The sequence below is a fragment of the Aeromicrobium sp. genome, from assembly GCF_047607065.1.
Taxonomy (GTDB): Bacteria; Actinomycetota; Actinomycetes; order Propionibacteriales; family Nocardioidaceae; genus Aeromicrobium.
In genome coordinates, this window is sequence record NZ_JASGDU010000047.1 from 1 (window position 1) to 18,681 (window position 18,681).

Annotated in this window: 15 protein-coding genes; 5 read left to right on the forward strand and 10 right to left on the reverse strand. The window is 68.0% G+C overall.

Annotated features, from left to right (window positions below; genetic code table 11):
• Positions 1-203 precede the first annotated feature (203 nt).
• Both ispD and QM597_RS07060 read right to left on the reverse strand, forming a co-directional pair.
• On the reverse strand, positions 204-905 hold the full coding sequence (gene ispD, locus QM597_RS07055) for a 2-C-methyl-D-erythritol 4-phosphate cytidylyltransferase (RefSeq protein WP_415004162.1): 702 nt from the start codon (positions 903-905) through the stop codon (positions 204-206).
• Positions 887-1,672 (reverse strand): siderophore-interacting protein, encoded by a 786-nt coding sequence (locus QM597_RS07060; protein ID WP_415004163.1) that lies wholly within the window; start codon positions 1,670-1,672, stop codon positions 887-889. The genes ispD and QM597_RS07060 overlap by 19 nt, the downstream gene beginning before the upstream one ends.
• A 17-nt stretch (positions 1,673-1,689) precedes the next feature.
• On the opposite strand from QM597_RS07060, the gene QM597_RS07065 reads away from it, so the two are divergent.
• Complete coding sequence (locus QM597_RS07065; RefSeq protein WP_415004164.1) at positions 1,690-3,735, forward strand: M13 family metallopeptidase; 2,046 nt, start codon at positions 1,690-1,692, stop codon at positions 3,733-3,735.
• A 190-nt stretch (positions 3,736-3,925) separates the two neighbouring features.
• Here QM597_RS07065 and QM597_RS07070 read toward each other — a convergent pair whose 3' ends face one another.
• The 8 genes from QM597_RS07070 to QM597_RS07105 form a co-directional block, all read right to left on the reverse strand.
• Entirely contained in the window at positions 3,926-5,002 is a 1,077-nt protein-coding gene (locus tag QM597_RS07070; RefSeq protein WP_415004165.1) for an HTTM domain-containing protein, read from the reverse strand.
• Positions 5,003-5,007: 5 nt separating this feature from the next.
• A complete protein-coding gene (locus QM597_RS07075) occupies positions 5,008-5,751 on the reverse strand; it encodes a DUF5819 family protein (RefSeq protein WP_415004166.1) in 744 nt (247 codons plus the stop codon).
• Positions 5,752-5,930: 179 nt separating this feature from the next.
• A complete protein-coding gene (locus QM597_RS07080) occupies positions 5,931-7,646 on the reverse strand; it encodes a choice-of-anchor G family protein (RefSeq protein WP_415004167.1) in 1,716 nt (571 codons plus the stop codon).
• Positions 7,647-7,817: 171 nt separating this feature from the next.
• Positions 7,818-8,783, reverse strand: coding sequence for an HTTM domain-containing protein (locus QM597_RS07085; protein WP_415004168.1), 966 nt, complete (start codon positions 8,781-8,783; stop codon positions 7,818-7,820).
• Complete coding sequence (locus QM597_RS07090) at positions 8,780-9,526, reverse strand: DUF5819 family protein (RefSeq protein WP_415004169.1); 747 nt, start codon at positions 9,524-9,526, stop codon at positions 8,780-8,782. The genes QM597_RS07085 and QM597_RS07090 overlap by 4 nt, the downstream gene beginning before the upstream one ends.
• Positions 9,527-9,711: 185 nt before the next feature.
• On the reverse strand, positions 9,712-11,739 hold the full coding sequence (locus tag QM597_RS07095) for a TIGR03767 family metallophosphoesterase (protein ID WP_415004170.1): 2,028 nt from the start codon (positions 11,737-11,739) through the stop codon (positions 9,712-9,714).
• A gap of 145 nt (positions 11,740-11,884) precedes the next feature.
• Positions 11,885-14,134 carry a catalase/peroxidase HPI gene (katG, locus tag QM597_RS07100; protein ID WP_415004171.1) on the reverse strand — a complete coding sequence of 750 codons (2,250 nt, stop codon included), beginning with the start codon at positions 14,132-14,134 and terminating at the stop codon, positions 11,885-11,887.
• A 28-nt stretch (positions 14,135-14,162) separates the two neighbouring features.
• Complete coding sequence (locus tag QM597_RS07105; protein WP_415004172.1) at positions 14,163-14,597, reverse strand: Fur family transcriptional regulator; 435 nt, start codon at positions 14,595-14,597, stop codon at positions 14,163-14,165.
• A gap of 364 nt (positions 14,598-14,961) precedes the next feature.
• Here QM597_RS07105 and QM597_RS07110 point away from each other — a divergent pair, with 364 nt between their 5' ends.
• Genes QM597_RS07110 through QM597_RS07125 form a run of 4 tightly spaced genes read left to right on the forward strand, consistent with a single transcriptional unit; the run spans position 14,962 to position 18,647 of the window.
• Positions 14,962-15,999, forward strand: coding sequence for a sulfate ABC transporter substrate-binding protein (locus QM597_RS07110; protein ID WP_415004173.1), 1,038 nt, complete (start codon positions 14,962-14,964; stop codon positions 15,997-15,999).
• Entirely contained in the window at positions 15,996-16,847 is an 852-nt protein-coding gene (gene cysT / locus QM597_RS07115; protein WP_415004174.1) for a sulfate ABC transporter permease subunit CysT, read from the forward strand. The genes QM597_RS07110 and cysT overlap by 4 nt, the downstream gene beginning before the upstream one ends.
• On the forward strand, positions 16,840-17,679 hold the full coding sequence (locus QM597_RS07120) for a sulfate ABC transporter permease subunit (protein WP_415004175.1): 840 nt from the start codon (positions 16,840-16,842) through the stop codon (positions 17,677-17,679). Before cysT ends, QM597_RS07120 begins: the two co-directional genes overlap by 8 nt.
• Positions 17,676-18,647, forward strand: coding sequence for a sulfate/molybdate ABC transporter ATP-binding protein (locus tag QM597_RS07125; protein WP_415004176.1), 972 nt, complete (start codon positions 17,676-17,678; stop codon positions 18,645-18,647). The genes QM597_RS07120 and QM597_RS07125 overlap by 4 nt, the downstream gene beginning before the upstream one ends.
• Positions 18,648-18,681: the final 34 nt, after the last annotated feature.

Below are 18,681 nucleotides of genomic sequence, written 5' to 3' on the forward strand. Positions count from 1 at the left end.
CATCACACGCCGCCGCGCCCAAGGCAAAACCGACCGCGACATCCGCCGATGCCTCCGCCGCTACATCGCCCGAGAAATCTGGCGAACCCTCAACCAAACCCCCACTTGACAAACATAGAAGCGTCGGCCGGTCCCGGTCCCTGAAGTGCGAAGGCCGCTCGCGGTCGAAGCCTCGAAGAGACCGGCGCAGGGGGAACGGGGCTTCAGGAATCGGTCAGCCAGCGGCGGGCCTGGGCGAGGTCGCCGGGACGGGTGATCTTGAGGTTGCGCTCGTCTCCGGGCACCACCACCACCCGCGCGCCGGGTTCGTGCGCCAGCACGACCGCGCAGTCGTCGGTCGGCTCCCCCGGCGCGAGGGCGTCCGCAGCATGCGCGCGGCATAGGACCGAGGCTCGGAAGGCCTGCGGCGTCTGGACCCGGCGCAGCCGCGCACGCTGGATGGTGCGCACCATACGGTCCGCGTCGACCTCGACCACGGTGTCGACACACTCCAGCGCCGGGGTCGCCGCGTCGTTGTTGTCCAGGGCCGAGACACAGGCGTCGATGACGGCCGGGGGCACCAGCGGACGGGCCGCGTCGTGGACCAGCACGAGGTCGTCGTCGCCCCAGGCCGGCACCGCCGCCAGGCCCGCACGGGTGCTGGCCGCGCGCGTGTCACCACCGGCCACTACCGAGACCACCTTCGGCTCGGCCGCCGCGATCCGCTCGGCCTCCGGCGCCGAGGCCGCATGGGTCACCAGCACGATCCGATCGACGCGCCGGTGACCCGCCAGGGCGTCCACCGACCGCGCGAACACGCTGCGCCCGCCGAGATCGAGCAGCTGCTTGGGTTGCTCGCTGCCGAAACGCGAACCGGTGCCGCCGGCAAGCACGAGCGCCCAGACGGTCACCGGCCGGGCCGCCACATCGGCTCATCGCCGCAGGCACGCTCGGCCTGCTTCCAAGCCCGGAAACCCTCTTCGGTCTCCCCGCGCCGCCAGTAGGCCGACACCGACAGGTCGACGCGCGGCAAGGCACGATCCTTGGCAAGGTAGGGGCGCACGGTCTTGAGCAGCGCGGACTCGCCGTGGACGAAGGCCTGCACCCGGCCGGCGGGCCAGTCCCACGCCCGCACCGCGCGGTCGAGCAGGTCGGTCGAGCCGGCCGGGGCGGGCGCGCGGTGCAGCCAGATGATCTCGACATCACCGGCCGAATCGACGGGCTGCTCGTCGGCGGGGCCGTCGACCTCGACGAAAGCCGTGGCCCGCTGCCCCGGCACGAGTGACTCCAGGCTCGCCGCGATGGCAGGCAGCGCCGCCTCGTCGCCGACGAACAGGTGATGGTCGGCTTCGGGGTCGGGACGGTAGGCACCACCGGGGCCGCGCAGGCTGATCTCCTCGCCGGGCCGGACCCGCTGCGCCCACGGCCCGGCCAAGCCGTCGTCGCCGTGCGTGACGATGTCGATCCACAGTTCTCCGGCCTGCGGGTCCAAACGCCGGACCGTGTACGTGCGCAGCACCGGATCGTCGCTGCCGGGCACCGCGAAGGCGAGTTTGACGTACGAGTCGGTGAAGCCCTGCCAGCGGCCCGCAACCTCGGCGAAGCCGTCGCCGCCCAGCACCACTCGGCGCATCGACGGCGCGAGGGCGTCGGCACGAAGCACCGTCAAACCGGTCAATGGGGGGCGAGGCACGCCTGTAGCCTAACCGCGTGACCCAGGGCATCGACATCGCACAACTGGACGCCGAGGTTCGCGTCCAGGACGACCTCTTCCGCCACGTCAACGGCCGCTGGCTCGCCACGGCCGAGATTGCCCCCGACCGCGCGACCGCCGGCTCCTTCGTGACGCTCGTCGACGAGGCCGAAGCCAAGGTCCGCCAGATCATCGAGTCCGCAGCTCCGACCCTTCGAGGCTCGGGCGCGGGGCGCCCTCACACCTCAGGGATCGAAGCATCGTCGGTCCCTGAGGTGCGAGCGGAGCGAGCCTCGAAGGGCGACGCGCTGGCCGGTTCGGATGAGCGCAAGATCGGCGACCTGTACGCCTCCTTCATGGACACCGAACGGATCGAGGCGCTCGGCGTCGAACCACTGCAGCCCGATCTCGCCCGGATCGCCGAGGTCGCCGACTATCCGGCCTTCACCCGGCTGCTCGGCGACCTGGAGCGCACCGGCACGAGCGGCGTGCTCGGCCTGTACATCGCCCCGGACCGCGGGCAACCGGACCGCTACATCGCGCACGCCTTCCAGGGCGGCATCGGCCTGCCCGACGAGTCCTACTACCGCGAGGACGACTTCGCCGAGATCCGCACCGCCTACGTCACCCATATCGCGCGCATGTTCGCCCTCGCCGGACTGGACGACTCTGATGCACGCGCCGAACGGGTCATGGACCTGGAGACCCGCATCGCCGCGCACCACTGGGACCGGGTGGCCTGCCGCGACGCGCAGAAGACCTACAACCTGCTCGCCTTCGAGGACCTGCAGGCTCTCGTCCCGTCCCTCGACCTGACCGCGTGGCTGGCGGCCGGGCAGATCGACCCGGCGACGCTGACCGAGGTCGTCGTCTCCCAGCCGTCATTCCTGGAGGGCCTGGAGACGCTGCTGACGGGCGACCTGCTGGAGCACTGGAAGGACTGGCTGCGCTGGCACGCCGTCCACGCCGCCGCCCCGTACCTGTCGTCCGAGGTCGTCGAGGAGAACTTCGCCTTCTACGGGCGCACCCTGTCAGGCACCGACGAGCTGCGCCCCCGCTGGAAGCGCGGCGTCTCGTTCGTCGAGAGCGCGATGGGCGAGGCGGTCGGCCGCATGTACGTGCGCACCGAGTACCCGGCGTCGGCGCGCGAGCGCATGGGCGAGCTGATCGCCAACCTCATCGAGGCCTACCGACAGTCGATCTCCGAGCTGTCGTGGATGAGCGAGGAGACGAAGGCGAAGGCGCTGGACAAGCTCGCCGCGTTCACCCCGAAGATCGGCCATCCGGAGCGGTTCAAGGACTACTCGGCCCTGAAGACCGACCCGGCCGACCTGCTCGGCAACGCCCGCCGCTCGATGGCCGTCGAGACCGCGCGCGAACTGGCCAAGATCGGTGCCCCCATCGACAAGGGCGAGTGGTACATGACGCCGCAGACGGTCAACGCCTACTACAACCCGACGATGAACGAGATCGTCTTCCCGGCGGCGATCCTGCAGCCGCCGTTCTTTCATGCCGAGGCCGACGACGCGGTCAACTACGGTGCCATCGGCGCGGTCATCGGCCATGAGATCGGCCACGGCTTCGACGACCAGGGTTCGCAGTACGACGGCACGGGCGCACTGCGCAACTGGTGGACCGATGCCGACCGCGCGGCCTTCGAGAAGTTGACCGCCGCGCTGATCGTGCAGTACGACGCGCTGTCGCCGGAGGGCGCGGACGGCCAGAGGGTCAACGGCGCGTTGACCATCGGTGAGAACATCGGCGATCTCGGCGGCCTGAGCATCGCCTACCGGGCCTTCCGCATGACCGAGCCGGGCGACGAGTTGGTCGACGGGCTCACCCCCGATCAGCGCTTCTTCATCTCGTGGGCGCAGGCCTGGCAGGCGAAGGTGCGCCCGGCCGAGACCGTGCGGCGCCTCACCGTCGACCCGCATTCGCCGCCGGAGTTCCGCTGTAATCAGGTCGTGCGCAACATCGACGCCTTCTACGAGGCGTTCGGTGTGACCGAGAGCGATGCCCTGTGGCTCGACCCGGCCGAGCGGGTCACCATCTGGTCCTCCTGAGGCAGGCCCCTTCGAGGTCGGCGGAACCTGGTCATTGAGGTGCGAGTGCAGCACACCTCGAAATGACCCACCACCGCAGGCTTCGCCCTTCGAGGCTCGTCGCAAGCTCCTCACACCTCAGGACTCGGCACACGCGGTCCCTGAGGTGCCGCGACGCAGGAGCGGCCTCGCTGGGCGAAGGGACCCGCCCTCAGTGGCGGCGTTGGTGCTTGTTGCCGCGCAGCGTGTCGGTGACGGCGTACCAGGCGTCGGCGAACGGATCGCTGATGCGGAACCAGAGGTCTTCGAGCTTGATCGCCACCGGCTCGGTGACCTCCGCCAGCCAGTCGACACGGTCCTCCAGCAGGTCGTCGGGGAAGACGACGAGAGTAACTGCGATGATCGCCAGCGCGGCCGGCACAGCACCGAAGACGACCGCGAAGAACACGTTCGCCACGATCGCGAGCGTCACCGCTACCACCCGTGAGGCGCGAGTCAGCATGAGCGGCGCGAAGAAGAGCTGGCTCAGCAGCACGCCGTAGGTGAGGAAGGCCAGGAATACCGGACTGGCCGAGACCAGATCGGACAGCCACGGGAACGGCCGGTATTCGGGAAGCTGAGTCGTGTAGTACAGCGCCTCGCCTGAGCGCCAGGCAGCTCGCGCGATCTTGTCCAGACCCGCAGTGACGTAAAGCAGGACGGTCTGCACCGCAAGCCCGAGCAGGCCGATGTTATGCAGGCTGACGCTCAGCCAGCGCGGCAACGACTCTTCCTGCGGACCGACACCACCAGCGGCGCGAAGTTCACGACGCCGCTGGTCCAGGGAACAGCGGTCTCCGGCGCTGGTGAGCACCAGCCACAGCAACGCGAGCCGGACCGCGTTGTCACTCGTATTGCCGACCATGGGGTTCTGGCCGACGATGGCCACGAAGCCGACCAGGGTCACGACATTGACCACGCGGGTACGCCAGCCGAAAACCAACGCCACTGCGGCGAGCATGGTCGCGACGTAGATGACCGTGACGACGAGGTCGGTGGCGTTGCGCACGAGCCATAGTTCGGGGAAGTCCACGGCGTCGCGGGCCGGCTCGGCCCACACCGAGGCGTTGCCGACCCACAGGGAACGCTCCGCGAAGTTGACCGCCAAAGTCAAGAACACCGACAAGCCGAGAAGCATCCGGCACAATGCGACAGCGACGAGCGCGTGTCGCTGCCCGAACAGCCACTGTTCGGCCTTCTCGCGGGTCGAGATCACCGCATCGACGAAGATCCACCACGCATCACGCATTGCCGTCACCTCCCCACGTAGTCGTCGAATGCTTGCTGTGCCTCTTGATTGCCCGGCCGGGCCTCCCGCCAACCGAGTTCGATCCAGTCGTACGGCAAGTCCGCCAGGGTCTCGTCGGCCCGGTCATCGTAGGCGGGTACCCGGCGCAGCCCCACCTTGACCTGTACCCGCAGCACGGTGCCGTCGGCCGTGGCCTGGGTGTAGAGGGTGGCGAACTGGGTGGCCATGGTCCAGTTGGCGAAGAAGACTCGGCTGTCGTAGCGCGTCGCTCCGGCCTTGTGTAGTTCTTGTCTGCGGTTTTGGCCCTCGTCGTCGGCCATGTCCTCCCCGACCGCCTCGCGCACCTTATCGGGCATCGAATAGAGCGCGACGTTGAGATTCGTCGCCAGCGCTCGGGCCGAGCGCGCCACGCGGGTGCTGGCCAGCCCACTCGCGCCGAGTTGAGCACCGGTGACGTCGATCCACTCGGTGACAATCTCCTCGCCAGTGTCGTTCAGGACGGTGGCCCGCACCTTGAGCGCCTCGTCAGCACGTTGCAGTGCCGGGTCGATGGTCGTGGGCGACTGACGGAAGTACGGGTTGATGTAGGAGGCCAGCGCGTTCTCGCCGACGCTTTCACGGATCGGGCTGCTCGGGCTGAGCCACAGCCCGACGATGACCGAATGAAGGACCACTGCGACCGCAGCCGTCAGCATCACGCCGCTCTGCCAGCGGGTCACCGAGACTTCGGTGGAACTCGCAGCGGGCATGGTCCTCATCCTAGTTGTCGGTTGGTGAGCGGCCGTCACATCAGGTCATGGAGGCGGGGAGGTCCCTTCGAGGCTCGTCGCAAGCTCCTCGCACCTCAGGGACCGGGGTGGCCCGGACATGACCGATGCCGACGGCCCCCGCAAGGGAGCCGCCGGCATCGGGTCAGGCTACGAGCAGATCAGGCGAGCAGCTGCGCAGCTTCGCGCCGCTTCTCGTTGATCATCGCGGCAATACCGAGAGCCACCAGGAGCAGGCCCAGCAGCCAGAACGGCCAGAGGTTCGACGCGCCCGTGGTCGGCAGCGTGTCGACCGACTGGTCGGCCACACCACCATTGGCATTCACGTTCGTGTCGGTATCCGCATCCGTATCCGTGTCGGTGTCCGCATCGGCATCCGTGTCGGTGTCCGCATCCGCGTTCGTGTTGTCGTCGTACTCGTTGAGCCAGTTGTAGCCGGCCAGCGAGTTGGCCAGGTTCAGGCTCAACAGCGGGGAGTCACCGGCCGCAGCCAGCAGCACCACACGCAGCGCAGTGATCGAGAAGACGCCCTCCGTGCCGGTGCGCTCGCTCGTGGTCGTCGTCACGTAGTTGCCCTCGTCGGCGTCGTCGGCGGTGCCGTAGTGCTGAACGTTGACGTTCAAGCTGAGCACGTCCGTGATGGCGTCGGTGACGGTGGCGAGGTTGTCGCCCACCTCAGCCAGCGGCTCGTCCAACTGCGCCAGGATCGTGTCGAGCGCATCCTGCAGCGGCGACAGCAGAGCGGAGTACAGCTGATCTCCAAGATCGATCTCGACCGGGTCACCGAGCGGCGGGGTCAGCGTGAGGCCGACCGCACCAATCGCGGTGGTGAGGTTGTCGGTCAGGTCCGCCAGGAAGGTGTCCACCTGGCCCAGCAGGCCCGGCGTGCCGTTGCAGCCAGCCTCGACGAGCTCCGGGACGTCATCGCAACCGGCCAGGATCACGTGCAGCAGGTCGGTGTTACGCGGCAGCGAGTTGATGTCGAGACCCATCTCGGTCAACAGCGCCGGGACATCGACCGAGATCAGACCCGCGTCGTCGCCGATGATGTTGATATCGACCGCACCATCGGTGCTGTTCGCCAGGGCGCTGGTGATGTCGTCGATGCCCGTCACGCTGATGCTGCCCAGCGCGCCGCCGTCGATCGTGGTCAGCGTGTCGAGGATGCTGATCTGGTCGTTGATGGCACTACCGAGCGTCTGCAGGGCGTTGAGTTCGATGTCCAGACCGCCACCGCTGATGCCGTAATCGAGCACGGCCTCGTCGGCGCTATCGGGCTTGGTCTGGCTGTAACCGGTCAGTTCAGCAGAAGAAGCGGCGGCACCGAGGTCGACCGTGACGTTCGCGACGTCGTTGAGCGCCTCCAGCGGCATGCCCGAACCGGTCAGAGACAGGGTCGCGTTGGCCGGCTCGTCGGCACTCGCGCTGTCGACGTTGACCGCGCCCTCGTTGGTCACGAGGCCCGAGGCACCGTGGGAGTAGTTCTGGTTCGCGTAGGCGTAACTACCGATGACGCCGACGCCCGTGGAGCCGAGAGCGTCACCGAGCGGGCCGGTCAGAGCGGCGAGTTCGTTCAGCGCGCCCGAGGCCCAGTAGGGACCCGAGGTCTCCTCGGTGCCGTTCTCGGTGTCAACCAGCGCCCAGGCACCGGTCGTCGGATCCGCGCCGCCGTTGTCGGCCTCGCCCTCCGCCAGCGTGTCGATCAGCGGGTCGGTCAGGTTGTCGCCGAGCAGCGAGCCGGAGCCGCTGATGTACTGCGCCTCCGCGTACGACCGATAGTCCGTCACGGTGGCCGCACCAGCGTTCAGGCTGGCGGCCGTAGTGACGAGCAGCGTCGCGACGCCGGCGCCAATCACCTTCTTGCCAATGTTCTTCATCCGAGAGGGCTCCTCGTGTTGCTTACTTGCACGAATGCGGGCGACGGTTCTCATCTCCCGCCCACGTTTGGGACGAAACACCACACGTAGACGTGATGTTCCGATAGACATTCTAACCACATTCTCAAGGTCACCCCCCCCCCGATCAGACTTGCGTGCCTGTTGCCTCCGTCACAGAAGGTCTCCTGATCGGCGTCGACGCCTCCAATACCGGCGTAAACCGGCCGCCGCCCGCCGCCAGGATTCGTCGCTGATGAGCACCGCGTCGGCGGCGATCATCGCCAAGGAGAAGTACATGAGGCCCAAGAGGACTCCGATGCCCAGGTGGGTTCCCGTGATGAGCACGAAGCCAAGGATGCGGGTACGACGAGTGAACAGCAGCAGTGGGAAGGTGAACTGGATCACCATCGCACTCCAGGTGGCGGCGTGGACGAACGGCGACCACGTGTACAGCCAGTCGAACTCACCGATCCACGGGGAGTACTGGTTGACCTGCAGCGGATAGTAGACCGCCGTGCCGTCCCTCCAGGTCGGTCCGTCGATCTTCCACAGGGCCGAGCCGACATAGACCATGACGATCTGGTGAGCGATCATCACGACCGCCGCGTTGTTGAAGAGGATCACCAGCCATTCGGCCCTCGGCAGCCGTGACTCACCCCTGCGCGCCTCGGCAGCCCGGCGGCGGGCGTCGAGCGAGGCCACCGCGCCACTGTCGCTGAAGCATAGGTAGAGCAGTACCAGACGAACCACGTCCTCCGCGCCCGAGCGCAGCATCGGCGATGCCTCGATCATCACGGTCCACATGACGAACGAGGCGACACACGACCAGCGTGTGTGCCAGCCCAGCAAGAGCGCGACCGACGTCAGGATCGATACGAGCACTGCGGCATCGGTCACCCACGCAGGCGCGGCCGGCAGCCACGGCACCCAGGCGAGGACCGCCTGGCGATCATGAGTGGACTCAGCCCATCGCTGGCCGACCCCCCAGATGTACTGGCGGTCGACAAAACCCACGACCAACTGGATACCAATGGTGAACCCCAGCATGATGCGCGTGGCGGCCAGGCCGTAGGTCGACCACCGACGGGTCGTCAGCGTCGCTACCAGCCAGTCGACGCCCTGCCACAGTGCCCTCACCGGTGACGCTCCAAGTACGAGGCCACTGCGGCCCTACGGTCAGGATCATCCTGAGCCGGCAGCCGCCACGGCCCGGCCGCGATGGAACCACCGGTCTTGTCCTGGACGTCGCGCCGCTGCCACTTCGGCACGCTGCTGACCCGCGTCGCATAACGAACGGCAACCAATTCACCGTGATCCGGTTCGAGGGTTCGCACCGCGTCGGTCGCGTAGGTGACGGTCGCCAGGTCGAAGTCGCCGATCACCTCGGCGGCCCTTTCGGTAGCCTCGGCCGCCAGCAGCGCCTCACGCAAGTCATCGACCGACAGCGGCTCCTCGGGCGAGGACTCGTCTCGCACCGCAGCCTTGACTTTGTTGCCCGCGTTCGCCCACGACGCATCGATAGCGCCGGCCATGCGCGACGTGAGGTACGCCGAGCGCGGCGCGCCGACCGCATGAGCGACCACGGTGTTGTCGATAGCGGTCAGGTCGAGCCACTCCCCCTCGACAACCGTGTCGCCGTCACGCCACGCCGCCTGCACCAGGAGATTGCGGTCCAAGCCGACCGGATTAGGCGCGAAGAGCTTCCACTCCTCCTCCAGATAAGCCGGGATCACCGCCAGGCCCAACGAGCGGGCTGCGGGGGGTGCCGACTCGGGCGGAATCGACACGACGGTCACCCCGTAGACCTGGACACACACCACGGCGACGACCGCCAGCACGACCACAGCACGCAGCTTCTGCGCGATAGAGCCACTCGACACGCCGCCACTGTAGGCGAGACGACACAGACCAGCTGCCGAGGTCCCTTCGCCCTTCGAGGCCGCTCCTTCGTCGCGGCACCTCAGGATCCGGCTCGTCGCGCCTCAAGGACCGGATTCGCTCGGTCCCTGAGGTGCGGGGCTGCCTGCGGCCGAGCCTCGAAGGGACCCGCTCAGGGCGCCGGGCGTCAGGCTTCGCCGGGGGCGCTCCACTTGGCGTGCTTGTGAGCGGCCTGGCCGACCGCCGTCGCGGCCATACCTGCCGCCGCACCCAGCAGCAGCGCCGGCGCACCGGTGTTCGGTAACACGCCGCTGTCGGCCTGGACCGTGCCACCGCCTCCGCCGAGGCTCGGCTGCTCCCCGGGCACCTCAGTCGGCACCTCGATATCGACCGTCGGCACGCCCGGCGGCGCCTGGATCAGCAACTCCAGATTGCGTGAATCGTCCCCGCCGAGGCCGGCCTCCTGCCCGCCCTGCGGGTCGTTGGCCGACAACTCGCGGCTCAGCGCCGCCAACGAGACCGGGTTGTTCAGGTCGCCGTCGAAGGCCGCCGGTGCCGCGTGATCGAGAAGCGTGGCAAAGATCGACCAGGTGCCGTCGAGGTTGTCGGCGATCTCGACGACCCGCGACTGCTGCGGGAAGTCCACATGCGAGGCGGTGTTGATCTCCCAGAACCCGCCCGTGCCGTCCGAGCGGGCGTGGGCGAACACCCGGTTCTTGTGGGTGTGCCCGTTGACCCAGGCGATGACTCGCGGCTGCGTGAGCAGAAACTCCACCAGGTCGTCGCCCGACACTCGTGGAGCGTCGAGGTCGAGACCGGTCGCCACGAGCACATTGCCCATCGAGTCGGCCGTGTGGTGGCTGAACAGGATGATCGCCTTGTCGGTGGTGGCCTCGATGGTGGCCTTGATCCAGTCGAACTGCGCCTGATCGAGCGAGCCGTCGGAGTAGCCGTTGCGGTTGACGGTGTCCATCGCGATCATGCGGAAGTCACCGTGGTCGAAGGTGTAGTAGGCGGTGCCGTTGCTGCGGTTCTCGTCGGTGTAGCCGTGCCCGACCGGCTCCCCGGTGGTGTCGAAATACTCCGTCACGACCTCCTGGCGATTCAGCATCCGGCGGTTCTCATCGGCGGTGACCAGCCGCACACCCGGCAGCGAGGTCAGGTCGTCCCCGAGCAGGCCGAGCAGCGCCGACGGGTCGCCGCCGGCCAGATCGGTGAGCGCGTCGACGGCATCGGCGGGTGTCACACCGGCCGGGATCGAGTAGACCTTGAGCGACCCAGTGGCCAGGAACGGACCGGGCATCGTCTGTGTCGGGAAGGTGCCCTGCCACATGCCGTCGTGATTGCCGAAGACGCTGTACCACGGAATCGACAACCCCTGCGCCTCGAAGGTCGCCCGCGCGGCGTCGAGCAGACCCGGAACCAACGGGAAGCCGTGGTCGGCGCGATAGATGTCGTCGCCCTTGAGCGACTCCGCGGGCGTGCCGTCGGGATGCCAGTAGTGGGTGTCGTAACTGAGAACCTCCTGATCCATGACGCCCTCGTACTTCGCGTCGTCACCGCTGTCGGGGGTGACCGGGCCGCCGTCGAGGATGTCGATGTTCCAGCGGATCTCGTTGTAGTGACTGTTGTCGGAGTTGTCGCCGGTCTCGATCATGAACTCCAGCGGCTGACCGAGCACCGGGCCGACGCCCAGGTCGTTGACCGCGCGCACCATCGCATCAGCGACGTGCGCGGTGAGCATCTCCTGCGCCCGGTAGGCCGAGGTGAACAGGCCGATGGCCGGGATGCCCGTCGTGCCCGGATCGTCGTACCGGTCGGCGAACTCCAGGCGTGCGGGCGATTGGTGATCGATGATGTGGACATCGGTGAACTGCACGAAGGTCGCCTTGTGGGTGCGCGTCGTCGCGCGCGAGGCTCCGGCTTGCGCCCCCAGATCGGTACGCACCACGCGCTCCTCCGGCGGGCCGATGACAACGCTGCTGTAGCCGTTCGAGTCCGGCTCGCCGATGCGGAAGGTCGACAGGGTCGTCGAGCGGGCGGCGATCCGCGCGTTGACCCGTGCCGGGGAGACCGCCTGCGCCGAACGCGGGCCGAGCACCTGACTTCCGACGACAACGACGGCGGCACCGAGGAAGCCGCCACGGATCAGTGAGCGGCGCGAGATATTCGTGTCCACGATCCCATCTAACGGCCCGGCGGTGATCCAGGTCACGGCACCCCCGCAACAACGGCCCGCTGCCTGGGTTCCTTCGCCCTTCGAGGCCGCTCCTTCGTCGCGGCACCTCAGGACCCGGCTTCGGCCGCAAGCGGCCTACGCGCCTCAGGGACCGGGCACCACCCGGTCCCTGAGGCGGATGTCAACGCAGGTCGAAGCGGTCGGCGTCCATGACCTTGGCCCAGGCACGGGCGAACTCCGTCACGAACTTGTCCTGCGCGTCGTCACTGGCGTAGACCTCGGCCAGCGCCCGCAACTCGGAGTTCGAGCCGAAGACCAGATCAGCCCGGCTGCCGGTCCAGCGCACCTGGCCGGAGGCATCGCGCGCCTCGAAAACCGCCTGGTCCTCGTCGACCGACGACCACGTCACCCCCATGTCGAGCAGGTTGACGAAGAAGTCGTTGGTCAGCGTGCCGGGGTTGTCGGTCAGCACGCCGAGCGAGGACCGGTCGTAGTTCGCGCCGAGCACCCGCAGGCCACCGACGAGCACGGTCATCTCCGGGGCGCTCAGACCCAGCAGGTTGGCCTTGTCGACCAGCAGGTATTCGGCCGGGAGGCGGTTGCCCTTGCCGTAGTAGTTGCGGAAACCGTCGGCCTTCGGCTCGAGCCACGCGAAGGAGTCGACATCGGTCTGCTCGGCCACCGCGTCGACCCGGCCGGGCGTGAACGGCACCGTGAGGTCGTGCCCGGCCGCCCTGGCCGCCTGCTCGATGCCCACGTTGCCGGCCAGCACGATGACGTCGGCCAGCGACACCTGTGCTCCGCCGGCACCGTTGAAGTCGGCCTGGACACCCTCCAGGACACCCAGAACGCGGCGCAACTCACCGGGGTTGTTGGCCTCCCAACCGATCTGAGGCTCCAGACGCACCCGCGCACCGTTGGCACCGCCGCGCATGTCGCTGTTGCGGAACGACGCCGCCGAGGCCCAGGCCGTCGTGACCAGGTCGGCGACGCTCAGGCCGGTCGCGGCAATGGCTTCCTTGAGCGCGGCGATGTCGGCCTCGCTGATCGGCTCGCCCTCGGCAGCCGGCAGCGGGTCCTGCCACGGCAGCGCCTCGGCCGGGACCTCCGGACCCAGGTAACGCGCCACCGGCCCCATGTCGCGGTGCGTGAGCTTGAACCAGGCCCGCGCGAAGGCATCGGAGAACGCCTGCTGGTCATCCTTGAAGCGCTGGGAGATCTCCCCGTAGACCGGGTCGAAACGCAGCGCAAGGTCGGAGGTGAGCATGCGCGGCTCCTGGCTGCCGGTGCCGTGGGCGGCGGGCACCATATCGCTGCCCGCGCCGTCCTTGGGACGCCACTGCTTCGCCCCGGCCGGCGACTCGGTCAATTCCCACTCGTAGGCGTACAGGATGTGGAAGAACTCGTTGTCCCAGCGCGTCGGGTGGTAGGTCCAGGTGACCTCCAAGCCCGACGTAATGGTGTCGGCACCCTTACCGGTGCCATAACTCGACTTCCAGCCGAAGCCCTGCTCTTCGATCGACGCACCTTCTGGCTCCGGACCGACCAGCTCGGCCGGGCCGGCACCGTGAGTCTTGCCGAAGGTGTGACCGCCGGCGATCAGCGCGACCGTCTCCTCGTCAGTCATGCCCATGCGGCCGAAGGTGTCGCGGATGTCTCGCGCCGAGGCCAGCGGGTCGGGGACACCCTCGGGGCCTTCGGGGTTGACGTAGATGAGACCCATCTGCACCGCCGCGAGCGGGTTCTCCAGGTCGCGCTCGCCGGAGTAGCGCTGCTTGCCGCCCTCCTCGCCGCCGAGCCACTCGGTCTCCGGACCCCAGTAGACATCCTCGTCCGGCTCCCAGACGTCCTCGCGGCCACCGGCGAAACCGAAGGTCTCAAAACCCATCTCCTCCAGCGCGACGTTGCCCGCGAGAATCATCAGGTCAGCCCACGAAATCGACTGGCCGTACTTCTTCTTGACCGGCCACAGCAGGCGGCGGGCCTTGTCGAGGTTGCCGTTGTCAGGCCAGCTGTTGAGCGGGGCGAAGCGCTGTTGGCCGGCACCGGCACCGCCGCGGCCGTCCTGGACACGGTAGGTGCCCGCAGAGTGCCAAGCCATGCGGATCAGGAGCGGGCCGTAGTTGCCGAAATCTGCCGGCCACCAGTCCTGCGAGTCGGTGAGGATCGCGGCAATGTCGGCCTTGACTGCCGACAGGTCGAGCGCCTCGAAGGCGGCCTTGTAGTCGAAATCCCTGCCAAGCGGGTTGGCGACGTCGGGGTTCTTGGCGAGAATCTTCAAGTTGAGGCGGTCGGGCCACCAGCCTCGGTTGCTGCTACCGCTCTCGGCGGGGTACTTCGCGCCGCGAGCGACGGGGCAACGACCCTCGTTGCTCGGGTCGTTGAGGTCGCCAAGTTCTGTGTTGTGCCGGTCGGCATTGTGCTCGGCCATGTCGATCCTTCTCTTCTCTCTTCGTGGGTCAGGCGGATGGGGTCCGGGAAAGGCACGAGGGGCACAAGCCCCAATAGATGACCTCGGCTTCGTCAATGAGATAGCCGTGGTCATGGGACGGGGTCAGGCAGGGGGCCGGGCCGACCGCACAGTCGACATCGGCGATGGCACCGCAGGATCGGCAGACAACATGGTGATGGTTGTCGCCGACGCGCGACTCGTACCGCGCCACCGAGCCGGTGGGCTGAATACGGCGGACGAGTCCAGCGGCAGTCAGCGCGGCGAGGGAGTCGTACACCGCCTGGTGGGAGACCTCGGGAAGCTCCTCGCGGGCGACGCTGATGACGGTGTCGGTGTCGGCATGGGGGTGGGCGTTGACGGCGCTCATCACCGCGACGCGCGGGCGGGTCACCCGCAAGCCGACCTCGCGCAAGAGCGCTTCGGCAGCAGGGGTCACGGTCACGAGAGCCACGCTACGCCTTTTCTTGAACAATTCAAGAAAGGTAACCCTTTCTCCGTCCCGGCGAAGCCTCGGAGCCGTGTCGCAGGAGAGACGTGGCAGTTGCTCGGATAGACCCGCTGGCTGAGGAACGAGCGAGCCTCGAAATGAGCTGCGGTCTGGTCCCTTCGAGGCTCGCAAACTCGCACCTCAGGGACCGGCAGGCGGCACACAACCCGAACAAGCCAGGGGTGCCCTAGCACACGGATGCACGCGAAGCGGACCGGTTTCACGTCGTGGGCACAGCAGGGCCGAGCGGCACCACTGTTCCTAGTGTTCCGGCTGAACGACGCCGACACCGAGGCGCCGACAACCGACAGGAAGCACCATGAGTCCGATCCGGCCCCGCCGCACCCATCGCGCCGCGCTCGCTGCGGCCACCGCCGCCCTGCTCGCCTTCACCGGCGCCTGCGCCAGTGCCGGCGGAGGCAGTTCCGACACCACCACCGTGGACCTCGTCGGCTTCGCCGTGCCCGAGGCCGCCAACGAGGCCATCGAGGAGAAGTTCCACGAGACCGACGCCGGCAAGAACATCGACATCCAGGGTTCCTACGGTGCCTCGGGCGATCAGAGCCGCAAGGTCGAGGCTGATCCGGAGATCGCCGACTACGTCCACTTCTCCCTCGAAGGCGATGTCACCCGCCTCGTCGACGCCGGGCTGATCGACGAGAACTGGAAGGACAACGACAACCAGGGCATCGTGTCGCGCTCGGTCGTCGTCCTCGTCGTCCCCGAGGGCAACCCGAAGAACATCACCGGCTGGGACGACCTGACCCGCGACGACATCTCCATCGTCACGCCCGACCCGGACTCCTCCGGTGCCGCGCGCTGGAACATCCTCGGTGCCTACGGTCACGCCATCGCCCAGGGCAAGTCCGAGGAGGAGGCCAACAGCTTCCTCGTGGACATCTTCGGCAACGTCGACCAGTGGTCCGCGAGCGGCCGCGAGGCGACGACCGCCTTCGACACCGGCGAGTACGACGTGCTCATCAGCTACGAGAACGAGGCGATCCTCGCACGCCAGAACGGGAAGGCCTACGACTACATCGTTCCCGACGACACGCTGCTCATCGAGAACCCCGGCACCGTGCTCAAGGACGCCCCGGAAGCCGCGACCACCTGGCTGAACTTCGTCCTCAGCAAGACCGGTCAGACCGAATTCGCCAAGAAGGGCTTCCGCCCGGTGATCGACGGCATCGACGTCGAGGTCGAGGGTGCCAACGACCCGGCCGACCCGTTCCCCCAGCCGGACCGGCTGCTGACCATCGCCGACGACTTCGGCGGCTGGGACGCGGTCAACGAGAAGTTCTTCGCCGAAGACGGCGGACTCATCAAGCAGTTGCGCGATCAGGCGGCCCAGGGGTGAGTCTGAGCACCGAGAGCCGTGCGGCGGGGGCGGAGGTCCGTCCCCGCCGCCGGCAGCGCCGCTCGACACTGACCCCGGCCTCCGGCCTGGGCCTCGGGCTGGCGGTGGTCTGGTTCAGCCTGCTGGTCCTCATCCCGCTCGCGGCCGTCGTCATCGCCGCGACCGAGGGGGGCTGGAGCACCTTCGTCGCGACGCTGACCGACGGCGACACCGCCGCAGCCATCCGGCTGACCGTGGCCGAGGCGGCCCTGGTCACCGTCGTCAACGTCGTCATGGGCACGGTCATCGCGTGGGTACTCGTGCGCGATCGCTTCTGGGGCAAGCGCGCGCTGGAAGTCGTCATCGACCTGCCCTTCGCGCTGCCGACCATCGTCGCGGGCCTGGTGTTACTGAGCCTGTACGGACCGCACAGCCCGGTCGGCCTCAATGTGGTCAACACCCGCCAAGGCATCTTCCTGGCCCTGCTGTTCGTCACGTTGCCGTTCGTCGTACGGACCGTGCAGCCGGTGCTCTTGGAACTAGACGCCGACGTGGAGGAGGCTGCTGCCTCCCTCGGTGCCTCACGCGCCACGACACTGCGCCGCATCGTCCTGCCGAGCCTCGCCCCGGCGATCACTGCGGGTGCCTCCCTGGCCTTCGCCCGCGCGATCAGCGAGTTCGGCTCACTGGTCCTCATCGCGGGCAACCAGCCGCGCCACACCGAGGTCGCCTCACTCAAGATCCTCAAATACATCGAGGGCGATCAGCAGGCCGCAGCCGCTTCGGTGGCGGTCTTGCTGCTACTCGTCGCGGTCGTCGTCATCGTGGCCCTCGACGTCCTCGCACGGAAGGTGGCCGCCCGTGGCTAACATCACCCACCGCTCCCGACCGCTCGCCTACACGCTGCGGTTCGTGGTCGTGGCCTACCTGTTCTTCCTCGTCGTCTGGCCGGTGTCGGTCGTGGTGCAGCGCGCCTTCGACCCGACCGACGGCAAGCCCGGCGGAATCGGTCCGCTGTGGGAGAGGCTGAGCGATCCGGCGGCGGTCTACGCCTTCAACCTGACCCTGACCGTCTCGTTCTGGGCCGTCGTCATCAACACGCTCTTCGGTGTCGGCATCTCCCTCTTACTCGTACGCCACCGCTTCCCCGGCCGCCGTGCGCTGTCGGTGCTGGTCGACCTACCGATGAGCGTGTCGCCGGTCGTCGTGGGCCTCGCCATCGTCTTGACCTACAGCACCTCGCTCGGCCTGTTCGGCGACGTCTTGCAGGTGGTCGGGCTGCGCATCATCAACTCCACACCCGGCCTGGTCATGGCGACCGCCTTCGTCAGCCTTCCCCTCGTGATCCGCGAGGTGATCCCCGTACTGGAGGAGGTCGGCGAGGACGCCGAAACCGCCGCGCGCAGCCTCGGCGCTTCCGGCTGGCAGACCTTCTGGCGCATCACCGTGCCCACGATCCGCTGGGCGGTTGTCTACGGCGTGGTCCTCAGCGCCGCCCGCGCGATCGGCGAGTTCGGCGCAATACGCATCGTCAGCCGCGGCGCGGAGTTCAACGGCGAGACCGCCACCTTGCTCATCCAGAACGAATACAGCTCCTTCAACGAGGCGTCCGCCTACGCCGCAGCACTCGTGCTGGTCGCCCTGGCCGTCTTGGCCCTCATCGTCGTCACCGTCCTTCGCCCCCAGGAGTCCCACCAGTGAGCATCGAGATCGCCGGCGTCAGCAAGTCCTTCGGGGACTTCGCCGCACTGACTGACATCAACCTGACCATCCCCACCGGACAGCTCACCGCTCTGCTCGGACCGAGCGGCGGCGGCAAGTCCACACTGCTGCGCGTCATCGCCGGGCTGGAGGAGGCCGACCCCGGAGGACGAGTGGTCATCGAAGGAACCGATGCGACCGCGCTGCCGGTGCAGCGGCGCAATGTCGGCTTCGTCTTCCAGCACTACGCAGCCTTCAAGCATCTCAGCGTGCGCCGCAACATCGCCTTCGGCCTGGAGATCCGTAAACGCCCGAAGGCCGAGATCGCCGCGCGGGTGGACGAACTGCTGGAGTTGGTCCACCTGACGCAATGGGCCGACCGGCTACCCGCGCAGTTGTCCGGCGGGCAGCGGCAGCGCATGGCCCTCGCGCGAGCGCTGGCCATCGAGCCGAGCGTGCTGCTGCTCGACGAGCCGTTCGGTGCCCTCGACGCCAAGGTGCGCAAAGAGTTGCGCGACTGGCTACGACGCCTACACGACGACGTCCACGTGACGACGGTGTTCGTCACGCACGACCAGGAGGAGGCGCTGGAAGTCGCCGACCAGATCGTCGTCATCAACGAAGGCCGCATCGAGCAGGTCGGCTCCCCCGATGATCTGTACGACCGCCCGGCGAGTGAGTTCGTGTTGAGCTTCCTCGGCCCGGTGACCCGCCTGGCCGGAGACCTGATCCGGCCGCACGACATCGAGATTTCGCGCTACGAACAGGCCGCCGTGGCCTCCGGCCCGATCACCCGGTGGACGCGCGTCGGCTTCGAGGTGCGCCTGGAGGTCACCCCGACCGACCCGCGCCACGACGACCCGGTCCAGGTTTCGCTGACCCGCACGGAAGCCACGGCGCTCGGCCTGCACCTCGGGGACCTCGTGTGGCTGCGCCCCCAGGCCGGTGCCCAGACGGTTCCCGGCTGAGACCTGACATGTACTCACACCCCGCTGGCTGAGG

Coding starts and splice junctions, on each gene's coding strand:
- QM597_RS07070 (WP_415004165.1), bottom strand. CDS start 5,002: ATGCGTGATGCGTGGTGGATCTTCGTCGATGCGGTGATCTCGACCCGC.
- QM597_RS07075 (WP_415004166.1), bottom strand. CDS start 5,751: ATGCCCGCTGCGAGTTCCACCGAAGTCTCGGTGACCCGCTGGCAGAGC.
- QM597_RS07080 (WP_415004167.1), bottom strand. CDS start 7,646: ATGAAGAACATTGGCAAGAAGGTGATTGGCGCCGGCGTCGCGACGCTG.
- katG (WP_415004171.1), bottom strand. CDS start 14,134: ATGGCCGAGCACAATGCCGACCGGCACAACACAGAACTTGGCGACCTC.
- QM597_RS07110 (WP_415004173.1), top strand. CDS start 14,962: ATGAGTCCGATCCGGCCCCGCCGCACCCATCGCGCCGCGCTCGCTGCG.